Origin of the sequence: Rhodococcus sp. 15-649-2-2, assembly GCF_002258645.1 — a bacterium.
In the GTDB taxonomy this organism is placed as follows: domain Bacteria; phylum Actinomycetota; class Actinomycetes; order Mycobacteriales; family Mycobacteriaceae; genus Rhodococcoides.
The window spans coordinates 26,587-42,915 of record NZ_NPFM01000006.1 but is presented as its reverse complement, the minus strand read 5'-3'; the positions used below and the strand labels follow the sequence as shown (position 1 = coordinate 42,915).

Here is a 16,329-nt window from a genome sequence, read left to right as displayed (position 1 = left end):
GTGTTTCCTCTTACTCGTCTTCGGTGACTGTGACGGTGACGTCGATGTTGCCGCGGGTGGCGTTGGAGTACGGGCACACCTGATGGGCCTTGTCGGCCAGGGCCTGCGCGTCGTCGCGGCTCAGGTTCGGCAGCGTCACCTCGAGGGTGACGGCGAGCTGGAAGCCGCCTGCGTCGTTGGGGCCGATGTCGACACGAGCGCCGACGGCCGAATCGGTGACGTCGGCCTTGTCCTGGCGCGCCACCATCTGCAGTGCGGAATGGAAGCACGCGGCATAGCCGGCGGCGAAGAGCTGCTCGGGGTTGGTGCCGTTGCCGCTGCCGCCCATGGCCTCCGGGATGGCGAGGTCGAGATCGAGACGTCCGTCGGAGGTGCGGGCGTGACCATTGCGGCCCTCTCCGGTCGCGAGGGCTTCGGCGGTGTAGATGGTCTTCATGATTCTCCTTCTGTCGGGCTCGAATCGGGGTGATGCAGAGCGCTCGTCAATGCGTCGAGCGCTTCTTTGAGTCTGACGAGATCGTCGATTCCCATGCCGGTCTTCTCGGCCAGCTTGCGTGGGATGTCGAGTGCCTTTGCGCGCATGGCGCTTCCGGTCTCGGTGAGGTGGATCTCGACGCGGCGTTCGTCGGTGCTCAGGCGTCGACGCTCGATGAAACCGAGGCCTTCGAGTCGCTTGAGCATCGGTGAGAGAGTGCCGGTGTCCAGGTCGAGTTCGGCGCAGATCTCCTTGACGCCGCGCCCGTCCTTCTCCCACAGCACCAGCAGCACGAGGTACTGCGGATACGTGACGCCGAGCTCGTCGAGCATCGGGCGATACACCGCGGTCGTAGCCCGCGATGCGGAGTACAGCGCGAAGCACACCTGACGGTCGAGTGCGAGTTCGTTGGTCACGGGAAGAACAGTAGTGCACGGTTAAGTTGTGCGCAACCTATCTCGCCGAGGTGCATGGAACTTCGTAGTGGGCTACGAAGTTCCATGCACATGGGGGTCAGCCCTGCAGGGCGCTCTTCAGGCCGTCGAGCACGATCGTTGCCGCAGTCGGGCCTGCATTGAGGTACCACGGGTCGTCGTCGACGCGCACGATGTGGTTCTCGGTGGCTGCGCTCATGCCGGTCCAGAGCGGGTTGGTGGTGTACGACGCGGCGCTCGAATCGGCTCCCGCGTCCTGGCTCGATACGAACACCCAGTCGGCGTTCGCGAGCTGAATTTCCTCCTCGCTGAAGTCCTGCGAGGTCTTGTCGAACTGCTGACTTTCCGGCCGTGCCAGACCGGCGTCCCAGGCGATGTAACCGGCGAACGAGGGGACGCCGAACACTCGCGCTCGATCCGCGGTGAAGCGGACGAAGGAGACCGTAGGGGTGCCGCTGGTGCCGGCAACCGAGTTACCCAGTGCTGCAGCGTCGGAGGTGAAGGTGTCGATGAAGGTCTGCGCCTGCTCGGTTCGGCCCAACGCGTCGGCCAGCAGTAGGAAGTCCTGCTTCCAGTTCACTCCGGTGCCTTCGGTGAGCACGGTCGGCGCGATGGTCGAGAGCGTCGGGTAGATGTCCTCGGAGCCGGTCTTGTTCGCCAGGATGAGGTCGGGTTCGATGGCGGCGATGGCCTCGATGTCGACGTCCTGTCGGTTACCCACATTCACGAATTGCGTCATCCGGTCCGCGTACTGGGGGAACGAGAAGCTGATGTAATCGGGCACCAGTTCGGCTCCGTCGCCGTACGCGACTCCGGTCGGTACGACGCCCAGTGTGAGGGCTGCGTCGAGCTGACCGGTGGCAATGACGACGACCTTCTTCGGTTCGGCAGGGATCTCGGTGGAGCCGCCGAAGTGGCCGACGGTGCGTGGGAACACTCCGTCGGCCGCTCCCGAACCCATACCGTCGGGGATGCCTGTCGGTCCCGGTGCGTCCGTCACGGCGTCGACGGTGGCAGATTCTGCGCTGGTGGAGGGCGAGGCTGTCTGCTCGGCGGTGCCGCCGCAGGCGACAGTGGTCAGCGCGGTGACTGCGGCGATCGTGGTGGCCAGGAGTAGACGTTTCACTTCGTTCTCTTTCACAGGACGGGCGTAGGCAGGTAAGCCTAGCCTGTACCTCGCGACCGAGGTGAGCGGAACTTCGTAGCAGGGGTCGAAGTTCCGCTCACCTGGGGTCAGCGCAGCGCGGCCGCCGCCTGCACCATGTTTCTCAACGACCGCTCCACCTCGGCCAGGCCACGGGTCTTGAGTCCGCAGTCGGGATTGACCCAGAGTCGTTCGGCTGGAACGGCTTTCAATGCCGCCCGTAGCGATTCGGTGATCTCGTCGACGCTCGGCACCCGCGGTGAATGGATGTCGTAGACGCCGGGGCCGACACCGAGGTCGAATCCGACGGAGTTCAGGTCGTCGAGTACCTCCATGTGCGAGCGGGCCGCCTCGATCGACGTCACGTCGGCGTCCAGGTCGACGATCGCGTCGATGATCTCACCGAACTCCGAGTAGCACAGATGCGTGTGAATCTGAGTGTCGTCGGACACCCCGGATGTCGAGATCTTGAACGATCGCACGGCCCACTCCAGGTACGCCGTTGTATCTTTCGAGCGCAGCGGGAGAAGCTCACGAAGGGCAGGTTCGTCCACCTGGACGATGCGAATCCCCGCTCCCTCCAGATCGATCGTCTCGTCGCGAATCGCCAGGGCGATCTGGGCTGCGGATTCGGCCAACGGTATGTCGTCTCGGACGAACGACCACGCGAGAATCGTCACCGGGCCGGTGAGCATGCCTTTGACCGGCTTGTCGGTGAGCGACTGCGCATACTCGGACCAGTGCACGGTCATCGGTTTCGGACGCGAGACGTCGCCGTACAGAATCGGCGGTCGGACGCATCGAGATCCGTACGACTGGACCCAGCCGTTCGACGTGGCCGCGAAGCCACTGAGCTGCTCGGCGAAGTACTGCACCATGTCGTTTCTCTCGGGTTCGCCGTGGACCAGCACGTCGAGGCCGATGTTCTCTTGCAGTGCAACGACATCGGCGATCTCGGATTGCATCCGGGACACGTATTCGGCGTCGTCGATCTCACCGGTGCGCAGGGCTGCCCGAGCGAGTCGAATCTGTGTGGTCTGCGGATACGAACCGATGGTGGTCGTCGGCAACGACGGCAAGTCCAGTCGCACAGCCTGAGCCCGGCGGCGTTCCTCGGCCGGGGTGCGGTCGACGGTAATTCCCGCTTCGAGACGTGCCCGAACGGCCGCGTCGTGCAGACGAGGGTCGGTGCGACGAGTCTCGAAAGCAGTCCTGGCCTGCTCGAGCTCGGACGACACCGATGCGGTCCCATGTCGTAGTGCCCGGGCGAGGACGGACACCTCGGCAACCTTCTCGGCACCGAAGGCCAACCAGGATCGGAGCGGATCGACGATGTCGGTTTCTCCGTCGAGGGTGTACGGAACATGCAGCAGCGAGCACGAACTCGACACCGCAAGCGTGCCGGCACTACCCAACAGGCTCGCCAAGGTTGCCAGCGCCTTGTCGAGATCCGACCGCCAGATGTTGCGCCCGTCCACGACGCCCGCGACTATGTGCTTGCTCGCGAGCGCAGGTACCACGGCAACGTGCTCCACGGTGCCCGGCACCGTCAGATCGATCGACAATCCCTCGATGCCGGTCGACGCGAGCACGGGCAGTACGGCACCGAGGTCACCGAAGTACGACGCCAGCAATATGGCAGGCCTCGTCGACACCGCGCTCAGGTAGTCGTAAGCCTTCTTCGCACAGTCGATCTCGCTCTGGGTGCGATCGGCCACGAGCGCAGGTTCGTCGAGCTGGACCCACTCCGCCCCGGCATCGGCGAGGTTGGTCAGCAGCTCCGCGTACAGCGGCAGAATCTCGTCGAGGCGGTCCAGTAGCGGGGCGCTGCTGCCGACTGCCTTCGACAGCAACAGGAACGTCACCGGTCCTAGGACGACCGGTCGAGCCGGGACATCGAGCGCGCGAGCTTCTTCGAGCTCGGCGAGCACCTTCTCGGGGTGCAGGGAAAAGGTTGTCGCGGGGGAGATTTCGGGCACGAGGTAGTGGTAGTTGGTGTCGAACCACTTGGTCATCTCGAGTGGTGCGACGGTCTCGTTGCCTCGGGCGGCGGCGAAACAGCGGTCCAGCTCGCTGTCGATGCTCCGAACCCGCTCGGGTAGTGCACCGAGCATGACCGCGGTGTCGAGCACGTGGTCGTAGTACGAAAAGGTGTTCACCGGAACGGAATCGAGTCCGGCGGCGACGAGTTCTCGCCAGGTGTTCTCGCGCAATGTCCGCGCAACGGATTCGAGTGCGGGTGCGTCGAGCGTTCCGGCCCAGTAGGATTCGACAGCTTTCTTCAGTTCTCGGTTCGGTCCGATACGGGCCGAACCGAGCACGGTGGCGGTGAATTCGATACTCACGGTAGTTCTCCAGGTGACTGCTGCATCGATGGCGCACCGCCTTCTCGGGCGCGCGCATCCCGGAGAGCCCCACGAGCAGCCGTACCAGGGTTACGCGCCCATTCCACGAGGCGGTGAACCGCTGCGCACGGCGTGCACAGCACAGACGGCAGGTATTCGGACTCGCGGGCACGTGGACGAAGAGCCCACTCCTACTGGCCGTCGCTTCCCGAAGAGGCCTCTTCAGTGCTGTTGACGGCGGTCGTTCCTGCATACCGCTGCGGGACAGTCCCGGATTCTCACCGGGTTCCCTCTCACGACGCGCCGGAACTTCCGCGCATCGCTTCGGCGCCGTGGTGAACTTCGGGGCTCCTCATGACCACCTGGCGAACCGACTGCAGGGACGAGCATAGATGCATCGTCGGCGCGTCTGTTACGGTGCTCTCCATGCAGCGCACGTATTTCTGGTTTAGCAGGCCGGCCCCGGGTGGGTCAGCCAGCGACGCCATGCGCTGACCTCCACCCCACGAGCCGGATACAGACCGGCTCGAAGTGCGCGTGGAGCATGCTGAGTCGGCCTGGGAACAGGAAACCCTCTCATGACGCTCTCTCTGGACACCCCGTCACTCGATGATCAACGGACGATCAGTATCAGTCCGCTGGTTGCGCCGTCGGTGTTGCGCCGCGAACATGCCGTGGACGACGCGATCTCCGCGACGGTCCGCTCCGGACGCTCCGGCGTGGTCGACATTCTCGACGGCCGCGACGATCGACTGATCGTCGTCGTCGGCCCGTGTTCGGTGCACGACACCGATGCTGCCCTCGATTACGCGCGGCGCCTCGCTGCCACGGCAGCCGAACTGGGCGATCGACTGCACATCGTCATGCGGGTCTACTTCGAGAAGCCCCGGACGACGCTGGGATGGAAAGGACTGATCAACGATCCGCACCTCGACGGCAGCTTCGACATCAATTCCGGACTACGGGTGGGACGCCAACTGCTGCTCGATATTTCGGCGCTCGGCCTGCCTGTCGGATGCGAGTTCCTCGACCCGATCACTCCGCAGTACATCGCAGATCTGGTGAGCTACGGCGCGATCGGTGCACGGACCGCTGCGAGCCAGGTTCACCGCCAGCTGTGCAGTGCGCTGTCGATGCCGGTGGGGATCAAGAACTCCACCGAGGGCGACGTCCAGGTGGCGGTCGACGGCACCCGCGCCGCCGCGGCGAGCCATGTCTTCCCCGGAACCGATCTGGACGGCCAGGCAGCGCTCGTTCGGACCGTCGGAAACCCGGACTGCCACGTCATTCTCCGCGGGGGCGTCGACGGACCGAACTACGATGCCGAATCGGTCGCAGATACCGTGGCGCGCCTGCGTAAGTCGGGTCTGCCGGAGCGCGTCGTCATCGACGCCAGTCACGGCAACAGCCGCAAGGACCACAACAAGCAGGTCGACGTGGTCACCGACGTGGCCGGCCGAGTCGCAGCAGGCGAACACGGCATCGTCGGGCTCATGCTCGAAAGCTTCCTGGTGGCGGGGCGTCAGGATCTCGAACTCGGCCACCGCGACGACCTGGTGTACGGGCAGTCGATCACCGACGCCTGCCTCGACTGGGACACCACGGCAACACAATTGAACGTGCTGGCCGCGGCGGTCGACAAGCGTCGGGCATCGAACCCTGCGCATTGAAAAACCCAGCGCGTCAACGAACCCCGCGCGGTCGGAACTGCACGCTGATGCGTGGGCCGATCGCGCGGGTGGACTTGGGAATCGCATGCTCCCACGTGCGCTGACACGAGCCTCCCATCACCACCAGATCGCCGTGCCCGAGCGTGAACTTGAGCGACGTACCGCCGCCGCGGGGCCGAAGCATGAGTTGTCTTGTCGCGCCGAGTGAGACGATCGCCACCATGGTGTCCTCGGTCGCGCTGCGGCCGATGTTGTCGCCGTGCCAGGCGACGCTGTCGGAGCCGTTGCGGTAGTAGCACAGCCCTGCGGTGGCGAACGACTCACCGAGTTCGGCGCGGTAGTGGTCGTCGAGCGCGTCACGCGCCTCGTACAGTGCCGTGTGCGGCCAACGCTCGTGTTCGGCGTAGAAGCGGACCAGGCGTGGCACATCGACTACACGGTCGTACATCTGCCTGCGTTCGGCGCGCCAATCGACGTCGGTCACCAGCGAGTCGAAGAGACGGGTATCGGACAACCATCCCGGGCGCACGTCGATCCAGGCACCGAGCGTCAGCTCTCGTCGGGTGACGGACTGCAGCGACCCGACGCCACCGTCGTCGTCACCGAACAACGAGCCTTGCATCGCGAGCGACATGCATCGACTGTATCGAACAGGTGTTCCCATTTACACTGTGCGGCGGTATCTTCGTCGCATGGGCTATCGATTTCAGGTCGTCGTGGACAGTGCCAACCCTCATGCGCTGGCGAAATGGTGGGCACAGACGCTGGGTTGGCAGTCCGAACCCAGCAACGAGGACTTCATTCGCGAGATGGTCGCTGCGGGTCATGCTCGCGAGGAGGACACGACCACCTTCGAGGGCGTTCTGGTGTGGCAGGCGGGCGCGGGAATCGTCGATCCCGACTCGCCCGGCTCCCCGCGGGTGCTGTTCCAGTCGGTAGCCGAGCCGAAATCGGTGAAGAATCGGTTGCACCTCGACATCCGCGTCGGTGACGAGCGTGAGTCGGTGGTGACGGAACTCGAAGCGCGGGGTGCGGCGGTACTTCATCGGGGAAATCAGGGTCCCAGCGTCTGGATCACCATGACCGACCCCGAGGGCAACGAGTTCTGCGTCAACTGAGACGGTACGAGCCGGGGGTCTGACCGGTCCAGCGCTTGAAAGCACGGCGGAACGCGCTGGGCTCGGAAAAGCCCAGGCGAGCCGAGATGTCGTCGACACTGTCCCCGCGGCTCAACCCGGAAATCGCTGCATCGCGCAGCACTTCTTCGCGCAGTTGGTTGATCGAGGTGCCCTCCTGCCGAAGCACACGTCGAAGGTGCGGAGGGCTGATGTTGAGCATCGCCGCGATGTCCTCGGTTCCCGGTGCGCCGCCTTTGAACCCGGTTTCGAGCGCTCGGCGAACCTGGCTCGACGCGGTGCTGTCGTAGTCTCGGGACGAGAACAGCAGATTGGGTGACTCGGCCAGATACTCGGCGAGGGTCTCCTCGGTCTGCACTATCGGTGCTCGCATCACCGCGCTGTCGAATTCCAGTGTGGCACGGTCGGTTCCGAACTCGACATGCGTCCCGAAGATGGAGTCGTACATTTTGCCGGCCTCGGGCCCGGGAAGCGGGTACGGCAGTTGCACCGACAGCAGTTTGACGCGGTTGCCGATGAGCCACGCCGCGAAGCGGTGCAGCAGAATCAACAGGAAGTCGGTGAGCAAGCGTTCGGCGAGGGCGTTGGCTTCCGGGCTCAGATGAGTCGTGGGCGTGACGTGCACCGTCAACACCGTGGAGTCCTCGGTGCGGTCCAACGTCATGGGGCGAACCGGAATCAGCACCCGCATGGTCTCGGACATCCTGATCAGAGCCGCCCAGAGGTTCTCCGAATGAATCAGGGTCTGACAGATCACGCGAAAGCTGCCGCGCCGCACAGGTACTGCGGCAAGGCCGAACAACTCGTCGCCGGTCATCGCCCAGACCGCCTGGGTGAAGGCCGTGACTTGGCGGGTGGTCAGCCGTTCCGCCGGGTTCCCGAGAATGGTGGGCCCGATCCCGGCCATCGACAACGGGTAGGTCAAGTCCATCCCGCCGCTCGTCGCGAGGTCGACGGCCTGTCGGACGAAATACGCCGGGATCGTCGGTTGCGGAGTCACAATCTCCGTAACCTCTCGGCTGCGTCGGCGAGTACCTCGTCCTGCTTGCAGAAAGCGAAGCGTACCAGGGACTTCCAGGGAGCTGGTTCGTCCACGAAGGCCGTGACCGGAACCGCTGCGACGCCCACCAGATCCGGCAGGGAGCGGCAGAATTCGTACGCGTCCCCACGCCCGATGGGCGCGACGTCGGCGCACACGAAATATGTTCCCGCGCTGTACTTCACGTCCGCGCCTGCGGCGTCGAGTGCAGCCGAGAGCGTGTCCCGCTTGCGCTGCAGGCCGTCGCGCATCGAGGCGATCCACGGCTGCTCGTGCTCGAGGGCATAGGCGACGGCAGGTTGGAAAGGGGTACCGCCGACGAAGCTCATGAATTGTTTGGCGGCGCGCACGGCATCGATCAAGTGGGCCGGGCCCAGCGCCCAGCCCGTCTTCCACCCCGTTGCGTTGAAGGTTTTCGCCGCACTCGAGACGGTGACGGTGCGCTCGAACATCCCCGGCAGTGTCGCGATCGGCGTGTGTACTGTGCCGTCGAACGTCAGGTGCTCGTAGACCTCGTCGGTGAGGACGAGCAGGTCGTGTTCGACGGCGATCTCGGCGATGCGGATCATGGTGGCGCGGTCGAAGACGGTACCGGTGGGGTTGTGCGGGGAGTTGACGATGAGCATGCGTGTTCGGGGACCGACGGCACGATCGAGGGCCTCGGTGTCGACCGTCCACCCGTTGCCGTCGGGAACCAGCGGCACGGCGGTACGGGTCGCTCCGGCAAGGGCAATGGCGGCCGCGTAGGAGTCGTAGAGCGGCTCGATCAGCAGCACCTCGTCGCCCGGCTCGATCAGGCCGAGCAGTGATGCCGAGATCGCCTCGGTGGCACCGACGGTGATCAGTACCTGCGAGTCGGGGTCGTAGTGCAGCCCGAATCGCCGTTCCCGGTCGGCGGCGACGGCGCTGCGTAGCACCGGCATACCGGGGCCGGGGGAGTACTGATTGAGTCCGTTCGCGATGGCCTCACGTGCGGCCTCGAGCATGGCAGGCGGCCCGTCGGTATCGGGAAAGCCCTGACCGAGGTTGACGGCATTCTTGGCCACCGCGAGAGCGGTCATTTCGGCGAATATCGTCGATGCGAACGGGCGCAGGCGCGCCACGGTGCGCGAGGGCGGCATCTCGGACATTCGTCCAGCGTAGTTCACCGGCCGGAACCGGTCTTTCGTCCTGCGTCTGTACTGTGCCTGTCATGCGATTCGGATTGTTCGTTCCACAGGGGTGGCGCCTGGATCTGGTCGGTATCGACCCCGCCCGGCACTGGAATGTGCTGCGTGACCACGCGCTCGCCGCCGAGGCCGGTCCTTGGGAGTCCCTGTGGGTGTACGACCACTTCCACACAGTTCCCACCGCAACCGACGAGGCGACCCACGAGGCATGGTCGCTGATGTCCGCACTGGCTGCGAGCACCTCCCGGATCAGGCTGGGGCAGATGTGCACTGCGATGTCGTACCGCAACCCGGCCTACCTCGCCAAAGTTGCTGCCACGGTGGACATCATTTCCGGCGGACGCGTCGAGATGGGCATCGGCGGCGGCTGGCACGAGCACGAGTTCCGCGCCTACGGCTACGGGTTTCCCTCTCCGGGTGAACGATTGGGTCGGCTCGACGAGGGCGTGCAGATCTTCAAGCAGGCATGGACGACCGGCGAGGTGTTCCTCGACGGAAAGCACTACCAGATCGACGGTGCCGTGGTGCGGCCGCTGCCGCTGCAGGAGGGTGGAATCCCGCTGTGGATCGCGGGCGGGGGCGAGAAGGTCACTCTGAAGATCGCCGCGAAGTACGCCAACTACACCAACTTCGATGGAACCCCCACCGGATTCGCCGCCAAATCGGCTCTGCTGCGCGAGCATTGCTCCACCGTGGGTACCGACTTCGATGCCATCGTCCGCTCGGCGAACTACAACGTCGTCATCGCGGCGACCGAGTCGGAAGTGGAAGACAAGCTACGCGCCCTGGAGAGTCGGCTCACCGATTACGTGGGTGCGGACAAAGCCGAAGGAGCCCTGACGGCGTTCCGCGGCATGCCGGCCGTCGGAACCCCAGAACAGATCGTCGACAATCTGACGGCGCTGCAGGAGCAGGGGATGACGTACGGAATCTTCTACTTCCCGGAAGCTGCCTACGATCGCTCCGGAATCGAACTCTTCGAGCGCGAGGTCATCCCGGCTCTCCCGTAGCTCGTCTCAGGTCGTCGGGAAGATCTGCCGGGTCGATGAGCAACTGTTGGTTCTTTGCCTTGCGTACCTTCTCGGACAAGCCGATGTTCGCGTGCAACAGCGCCCACTCGCCCTCGGGGATCTCGTCGGTTGCGCGCGCGAGAACCGTGGTATCGGGAGTGCCCCAGGCGATGGGCATCGCCGAGACCAACTGCCACGTTCGCCCGCCCGTGTTCGCGCCGCGGTCGGCGAGAACCGACACCGAGGGCACCTTCGCTCCCCGCTCCATCGCGTGGCCGGGCAGGGCTCGCACGACCCGGGTGATCAACACGTAGTGCGGATCTTCGACACCCGGCTTCGCGATGTCGACCAAGGCCAGCAACAGCGCTCCGTCAGGTAGTTTCTCGGCCACCATCGCAGGAACCAGATCGCCTGCAGCATATTGCGATTCGATGGACCCCATCTTGCGCGGTGCCCACAGCATCACCCACAGTGAGGTGGCCGCGCCGATGCAGAACACGGCACCGAGGATGTACGACCACGGGGTTGCGATCCAGATGAACCACACCCCCAGGGCAGTAAGGATAACGGCAGTGAGCGCCGCCGAGGCGCGCAGCCGGCGAAGCTCGGTGAACGTCTCGTTCACCGACTTCGCGTGGGCTACGTCTACTGGGAACTGGAATCGGCGCACACAACTATTCCTAGCACGCCGCCCATGCCGACAGAAGCGTCAGATCGCCGGACCGAGCAAGTCGTCCGCGTCGGTGATGCGGTACGCGTACCCCTGCTCGGCCAGGAAACGCTGACGGTGCGCGGCGTACTCGGCGTCGAGAGTGTCGCGCGACACCACCGAGTAGAAATGGGCCTGACCGCCGTCGTGCTTGGGTCGGAGCAGTCGGCCCAGTCGCTGCGCCTCCTCCTGTCTCGATCCGAATGTGCCCGAAACCTGTACTGCGACAGATGCTTCGGGTAGATCGATCGAGAAGTTCGCCACCTTGCTCACCACGAGCGTCTGAATCTCGCCCTTGCGGAACGCGTCGAACAGCACTTCACGTTCCTTGTTCTTGGTCGAACCCTGAATGACCGGAGCGTTCAGGGCCTCACCGAGCTCGTTCAACTGGTCGAGGTACGCGCCGATCACCAGCGTCGGAGCGTCCTGGTGTTTGGCGAGGATCGACTTCACGACGGCGATCTTGGTATGAGCCGTCGAGCACAGCTTGTAGCGCTCTTCGGGTTCGGCCACGGCATACGACATGCGCTCGGCATCGGTGAGAGTGACGCGAACCTCGATGCACTCCGCCGGTGCGATCCACCCCTGCGCCTCGATGTCCTTCCACGGCGCGTCGTATCGCTTCGGGCCGATGAGCGAGAAGACGTCACCCTCGCGACCGTCCTCGCGGACGAGCGTTGCAGTAAGACCGAGACGTCGACGCGACTGCAGATCTGCCGTCATGCGAAACACCGGGGCGGGGAGCAGGTGGACCTCGTCGTAGATCACCAGACCCCAGTCGCGGGAATCGAACAGTTCCAGGTGCTTGTATTCACCCTTGGTGCGACGCGTGATCACCTGGTACGTGGCGATTGTCACAGGGCGAATCTCTTTGCGCTCTCCCGAATACTCGCCGATCTCCTCCTCGGTGAGCGAGGTGCGCGCGATCAGCTCGCGCTTCCACTGCCGACCGGCGACGGTGTTGGTGACCAGAATCAGTGTGGTGGCCTTGGCTCGTGCCATCGCCGCTGCGCCGACCATCGTCTTGCCCGCGCCACACGGCAGTACGACGACGCCCGAGCCTCCGGCCCAGAACGAATCCGCCGCCATCTCCTGGTAGTCGCGCAGCGTCCAGTTGCCGCCCTCGGTGTCGAGTTCGATGGGGTGAGCTTCGCCGTCCACGTATCCGGCGAGGTCCTCGGCAGGCCAGCCGATCTTGAGCAGCATCTGCTTGAGGTGGCCGCGCTCGCTGGGATGGACGATGACGGTGTCCTCGTCCACCATGGCACCGAGCATCGGCGCAATCTTCTTGTGGCGCATCACTTCTGTGAGCACAGCGCGGTCGAGACTGATCAGGGCCAGGCCGTGGATCGGGCTCTTGACCAACTGCAGTCGGCCGTAGCGTGCCATGGTGTCGACGATGTCGACCAGCAGCGGCTGCGGCACCGCGTAACGCGAGAAGTTCACCAGCGCGTCGACCACCTGCTCGGCGTCGTGGCCCGCAGCGCGCGCGTTCCACAGGGCCAGCGGGGTGATGCGATAGGTGTGCACGTGCTCGGGGGCACGTTCGAGCTCCGCGAACGGTGCGATGGCCGCCCGCGCTGCACCCGCGAGTTCGTGATCGATCTCGAGCAACAGCGTTTTGTCGGACTGAACGATCAGCGGGCCGTCGGTCACGGTTCCTCCTAGAGACTTCCGCCGCGCCCGAAAGAGCGCAACTTCTCCATTGTCCACAGGTAGGGGCGCGCGTGCACGTGAGCGTCGAACTACTCGACCAGAGCGACCGACGTTATGCGATGCAGGGTGAAGCGGCGAACCCCTCCGGTAGCGGGATCGAAGGCGTCGAGTTGGCCGCCGCCGATGCTGATCGGATCGACGATCCGGTGGGTCGCGACACCCTGTGCATCGACGTAGCCGATGCTGACGCTGCGTTTGACCTTGGCTGCGGTCTGCAACAGCGTCATCGTCGCGGTGCTGCTGGCGCGAGACCCGTCGGCGCGCACCACCGTACCGCCGTTGCCTGCCGCCCGGTCGGCCGCGCGCATCCCACGCACCAACGAACCCAGCTGTTCCTCGGTGGGAACAGCCGGAGTTCGGAACGTCTGGCGTGGCCGCCGCGCCGATACCCGCGACCCGCGGGCGCGCAGATCGACGATGGTTCCGGACGAGTCCTCACCTGCAGGCGCGAAACCGGCCCCGGCCAGCACCGTGAGCACCTCGGCGAGCGGGGCCTGCGAGATCGCGACGGTCGGGGCGAGGGCTCGAAGGGCCAGCGATTCCGCCGCCGGGGACGCCATCACCTCCGCCAGCAACGCCGGATCTTCGCATCGGACGAACGACGCGGCGACGCCTGCCCGCAGCCGACCGTGTCGACGCGCCACGTCGTCGATGAGATAGGTCAAGGCCTGCGGCACCGGTGTGCGTGAGTGGGTCGCGAACAACGCGTGCAGCTCGGACGCGCTCAGTCCCACATCGAGGGCGCGTCGCAGGCTCGTGTCGCTGATCCGGTACATCGTCGCTGCGCCTGCGGATTCGACGTCGGCGACCAGTTCGATCCGATCGTGCAGGTCCGGCTCGAGCGGACCGGGTGCCACCAGCGTGAGGTCTGCCTGCACCAGGACGTAGTCGATGGGCTCGGGCAGGGCCGCGCGCATGTCGGCCTCGGCGTTGCCGTCGTGCAGCAGCGATCGTCCCGGGGTCGACATCGCTCCGCGGCCGACGATTCCCAGCGCGGTTGCTTCGGCGATGACGTGTCCGACGGGTGTGACGCCGAAGCGTCCGGACCATCGGGGACGACGCCACGCCAGGATCCGGGCGAGATCCGCCGGCTGGGCCGAGTGTCCGCTGCCGAGTTCGGTGAGCAGTTCCAGGATCATCCGTCGATCCCGCGGTGCTGCCGGAGAGCGAACTTCCTCGGACAGGGCGGCGATGGGCTTGTCGTTGGGGTCGCGCATACCGATGACCCACGGCGCCCGCGGCACCTCGAGCCAGGCGGAGGCGAGCGTGTGCCAGCGGGCCGCCGGGGCAGCGGTGAGCCAGGCATCGACCGCCGGTGTGGGAGCCCAGTAGTCGTCGCCGGTGTCGGATGCGGGAACCGGGTCCGGTGTTCCGCTGGAGATCAGATGCGCTGCCGCCAGCAGTTCGATGAGGATGCTGACTCGGTCGTCGTCGAGGCCGGTCGCCTTGGTGATCTTGCGGAGCTCGCGCACGCCGAGTCCGCCTGCCTTGAGAGCAGGAGCAGGCGACGCGGAGAGGGCTTCGATGATCAGGACGCAGTGCCTACCCAATTCGAGGGCCTCGCCTGCGGCAGCGGCATCGACGTCGGTGAGCGACTGTGTCGTGGTGGCGAGCTTCGGCTCGGCGAGCGACCGTGGATCGGACATCGGCTCGCCGCGCAGAATCTGCCCCACCTGGACGGGCAGTTCGACGGTTTGCTCGTCCAGCCAGATCAGCAGGCCGGCGGCGAGCAGCTTCTGGACCGGCCGGTCGGGCGGAGTGCCCGGTGCCGCGTCTCGGGTGCGGCCGGTCGGGGACGATCTGGCGAGGGTGTCGAGCAGATTGCGTTCCCCCTCGCCGAGTTCGGCGAGAGCTGCGGTGATGTGCGACTCGGTGAGATTGTCGACCGGATCGAGCGCGCGTCCGATGCGCCACGGCACGGCGTCCGCGGCGGTCGCGCTGATCCGGAGGCCGGACGCGTCGCCCCACACCAGCAACCGCTCGCGGAGCTGGGCCAGCGCCTTGTCGACGCTCTTGGCCGGTGCCCGTTTCGCCACGACGGCCAGTAGTGCGGTGCGAGTGACCGGCCGTTCGTAGGCCTCCTCGATGGCGAGGATCTCGAGGACGGTCAAGGCGAGTGTGTCGAGGGTGTCCGCGGTGTGCAGAATCGACCGTCGCTGCTCGGCCCGTCCGGCGAGTACGGCCAGGGAGGCGGGCGGCGGAGCGGTCAGATCCGGACGCAGCGACATGGCCTTGATCAGCTCGGCGTCGGAGCGAGCTGCGATCCACTGCGGTAGATCGGGGGGCGTGTCGGTGTGTCGAGGCACAGTCGTGTCGGTCATCGTCTATCAGATTAGAGACCTGGGCTGGTGCTCGCCGCAGTGCAGGTGTCAAAATAGGCGCATGGTGAACAAGTCGAAGAAGCCCTATGTCGATCCAGGCTGGCCGGACACCGCTCGCGGTGACCACGCGGTGACCGAACTCTCGTCCGCTCGATCGGGTGGCTTGTCGCCCTTCGGCGAGGACACGGAGTTCCCGCTGCCCGTCGAAGACCTGCCGTACGCGCATCCGGTGACCGTGGTCAACCGCTAGCAAAGGCCACGCAGTACCGAAAAAGCCCCCGACGATGTCGGGGGCTTTTTTCGTACGAGATGCGAACCGTCGCGGGCGCTTACTGGGGCAGGAATGCCTTGTTGGCCTGGTAGAAGTTCACGACCTGCGGATCGAGCTGAATGCCCTGCGCTGCGTTCTGGACGAACGAGGCGATCGCCGGATCGTTGGTGAGGTTCTGGACGGCGGTGACGATGCCGTTGACGACCTCGGCCGAGCTGTCGACTGCCGGGATGGACGACAGATCGGGAAGTGCGGGAACTTCCGGTGCCTTGGGGGTGACCGGAACGCTGCGCTCGGTCGGCGCGCTGCTCAGGCCGAGGCTCGAGGAGCAGGACGGCCATGCGCCCCAGCCCTGCGAGTCGAGGACCTTCTCGGCGACTGCGATCTGCTCTTCGCGGCTGGCCTGGTTGGCCGTGGCTGCGTACTGCTGGCCGCCGTGTGCGTTCCAGGTGCTGGGGGAGAACTGCAACCCGCCCTGGAAGCCGTTGCCGGTGTTGATGCCCCAGTTGCCGCCGGCTTCACACTGTGCAAGGCGATCCCAGTCGGAATCCGGTGCCGCGTTCGCGGTGCCGGTGAAGGCGATGCCCGCGGTGCCCATGATGGCTCCGGTGACAGCAACCTTCGCGACGGTCTTGCCAGTGGTGCTCGGCTTGCGATGACGTCCGCTCATACGAGTTGAAATCCTCTCCACACGCGCCTGCGAGGTCAGCTGTCGGGTTCGGGCTGAGAGGTAGCCCGGCCTTTTCGCTCATTCGTCTCGAATGGGCAATTGGGCTTCACCCCAAGGGAAGTCGGTGCAACTTCGTGAGTTGCGACAACTTCCCGGTTGTCCGTGGAGGACGTGGGTCCCCCGTCCTCGTCCCCTGGGTGATCGTCGAGGGTGTTCCGGT

General features: G+C 65.5%; 15 protein-coding genes and 2 riboswitches. Of the genes, 4 read left to right on the top strand and 11 right to left on the bottom strand.

The features are described from left to right. Positions 1-10 precede the first annotated feature (10 nt). The 4 genes from CH305_RS02935 to metE form a co-directional block, all read right to left on the bottom strand. On the bottom strand, positions 11-436 hold the full coding sequence (locus CH305_RS02935) for an organic hydroperoxide resistance protein (protein ID WP_032377436.1): 426 nt from the start codon (positions 434-436) through the stop codon (positions 11-13). Continuing rightward, complete coding sequence (locus CH305_RS02930; RefSeq protein WP_094702564.1) at positions 433-891, bottom strand: MarR family winged helix-turn-helix transcriptional regulator; 459 nt, start codon at positions 889-891, stop codon at positions 433-435. The genes CH305_RS02935 and CH305_RS02930 overlap by 4 nt, the downstream gene beginning before the upstream one ends. Before the next feature lie 97 nt (positions 892-988). Continuing rightward, positions 989-2,035 carry an iron-siderophore ABC transporter substrate-binding protein gene (locus CH305_RS02925; protein ID WP_094702562.1) on the bottom strand — a complete coding sequence of 349 codons (1,047 nt, stop codon included), beginning with the start codon at positions 2,033-2,035 and terminating at the stop codon, positions 989-991. A gap of 107 nt (positions 2,036-2,142) precedes the next feature. Then, on the bottom strand, positions 2,143-4,398 hold the full coding sequence (gene metE, locus CH305_RS02920; RefSeq protein WP_094702560.1) for a 5-methyltetrahydropteroyltriglutamate--homocysteine S-methyltransferase: 2,256 nt from the start codon (positions 4,396-4,398) through the stop codon (positions 2,143-2,145). A gap of 129 nt (positions 4,399-4,527) precedes the next feature. Continuing rightward, positions 4,528-4,737: riboswitch (cobalamin riboswitch) on the bottom strand. Between the two features lie 239 nt (positions 4,738-4,976). On the opposite strand from metE, the gene CH305_RS02915 reads away from it, so the two are divergent. Beyond that, positions 4,977-6,068, top strand: a complete 1,092-nt coding sequence (locus CH305_RS02915; protein ID WP_094702558.1) for a 3-deoxy-7-phosphoheptulonate synthase — start codon at positions 4,977-4,979, stop codon at positions 6,066-6,068. 13 nt (positions 6,069-6,081) lie between these two features. Here the strand turns inward: CH305_RS02915 and CH305_RS02910 are convergent, their stop codons facing one another. Then, entirely contained in the window at positions 6,082-6,702 is a 621-nt protein-coding gene (locus CH305_RS02910) for an alpha-ketoglutarate-dependent dioxygenase AlkB (RefSeq protein WP_094702556.1), read from the bottom strand. Between the two features lie 58 nt (positions 6,703-6,760). On the opposite strand from CH305_RS02910, the gene CH305_RS02905 reads away from it, so the two are divergent. Beyond that, on the top strand, positions 6,761-7,186 hold the full coding sequence (locus CH305_RS02905) for a VOC family protein (RefSeq protein ID WP_094702632.1): 426 nt from the start codon (positions 6,761-6,763) through the stop codon (positions 7,184-7,186). Here the strand turns inward: CH305_RS02905 and CH305_RS02900 are convergent. Both CH305_RS02900 and CH305_RS02895 read right to left on the bottom strand, forming a co-directional pair. Then, positions 7,179-8,204 carry an AraC family transcriptional regulator gene (locus CH305_RS02900; protein ID WP_037154954.1) on the bottom strand — a complete coding sequence of 342 codons (1,026 nt, stop codon included), beginning with the start codon at positions 8,202-8,204 and terminating at the stop codon, positions 7,179-7,181. The two genes, CH305_RS02905 and CH305_RS02900, sit on opposite strands and share 8 nt — an antisense overlap. Further along, positions 8,201-9,373, bottom strand: a complete 1,173-nt coding sequence (locus CH305_RS02895) for a pyridoxal phosphate-dependent aminotransferase (protein ID WP_094702554.1) — start codon at positions 9,371-9,373, stop codon at positions 8,201-8,203. The genes CH305_RS02900 and CH305_RS02895 overlap by 4 nt, the downstream gene beginning before the upstream one ends. 62 nt (positions 9,374-9,435) lie before the next feature. On the opposite strand from CH305_RS02895, the gene CH305_RS02890 reads away from it, so the two are divergent. Continuing rightward, on the top strand, positions 9,436-10,422 hold the full coding sequence (locus CH305_RS02890; protein ID WP_094702552.1) for an LLM class F420-dependent oxidoreductase: 987 nt from the start codon (positions 9,436-9,438) through the stop codon (positions 10,420-10,422). Here CH305_RS02890 and CH305_RS02885 read toward each other — a convergent pair. From CH305_RS02885 to CH305_RS02875, 3 genes are all read right to left on the bottom strand, one after another. After that, positions 10,403-11,047, bottom strand: coding sequence for a DUF3239 domain-containing protein (locus CH305_RS02885; protein WP_094702550.1), 645 nt, complete (start codon positions 11,045-11,047; stop codon positions 10,403-10,405). The genes CH305_RS02890 and CH305_RS02885 overlap by 20 nt on opposite strands. An 84-nt stretch (positions 11,048-11,131) precedes the next feature. Next, positions 11,132-12,787 (bottom strand): DNA repair helicase XPB, encoded by a 1,656-nt coding sequence (locus tag CH305_RS02880; protein ID WP_094702548.1) that lies wholly within the window; start codon positions 12,785-12,787, stop codon positions 11,132-11,134. A gap of 89 nt (positions 12,788-12,876) precedes the next feature. Further along, positions 12,877-15,168 carry a helicase-associated domain-containing protein gene (locus tag CH305_RS02875; protein ID WP_094702546.1) on the bottom strand — a complete coding sequence of 764 codons (2,292 nt, stop codon included), beginning with the start codon at positions 15,166-15,168 and terminating at the stop codon, positions 12,877-12,879. Positions 15,169-15,229: 61 nt separating this feature from the next. On the opposite strand from CH305_RS02875, the gene CH305_RS02870 reads away from it, so the two are divergent. Continuing rightward, positions 15,230-15,418, top strand: a complete 189-nt coding sequence (locus CH305_RS02870) for a hypothetical protein (RefSeq protein WP_032395857.1) — start codon at positions 15,230-15,232, stop codon at positions 15,416-15,418. Between the two features lie 79 nt (positions 15,419-15,497). Here the strand turns inward: CH305_RS02870 and CH305_RS02865 are convergent, their stop codons facing one another. Next, positions 15,498-16,109, bottom strand: a complete 612-nt coding sequence (locus tag CH305_RS02865) for a transglycosylase family protein (protein ID WP_032377425.1) — start codon at positions 16,107-16,109, stop codon at positions 15,498-15,500. Positions 16,110-16,117: 8 nt separating this feature from the next. Continuing rightward, positions 16,118-16,326: riboswitch (cyclic di-AMP (ydaO/yuaA leader) on the bottom strand. Positions 16,327-16,329: the final 3 nt, after the last annotated feature.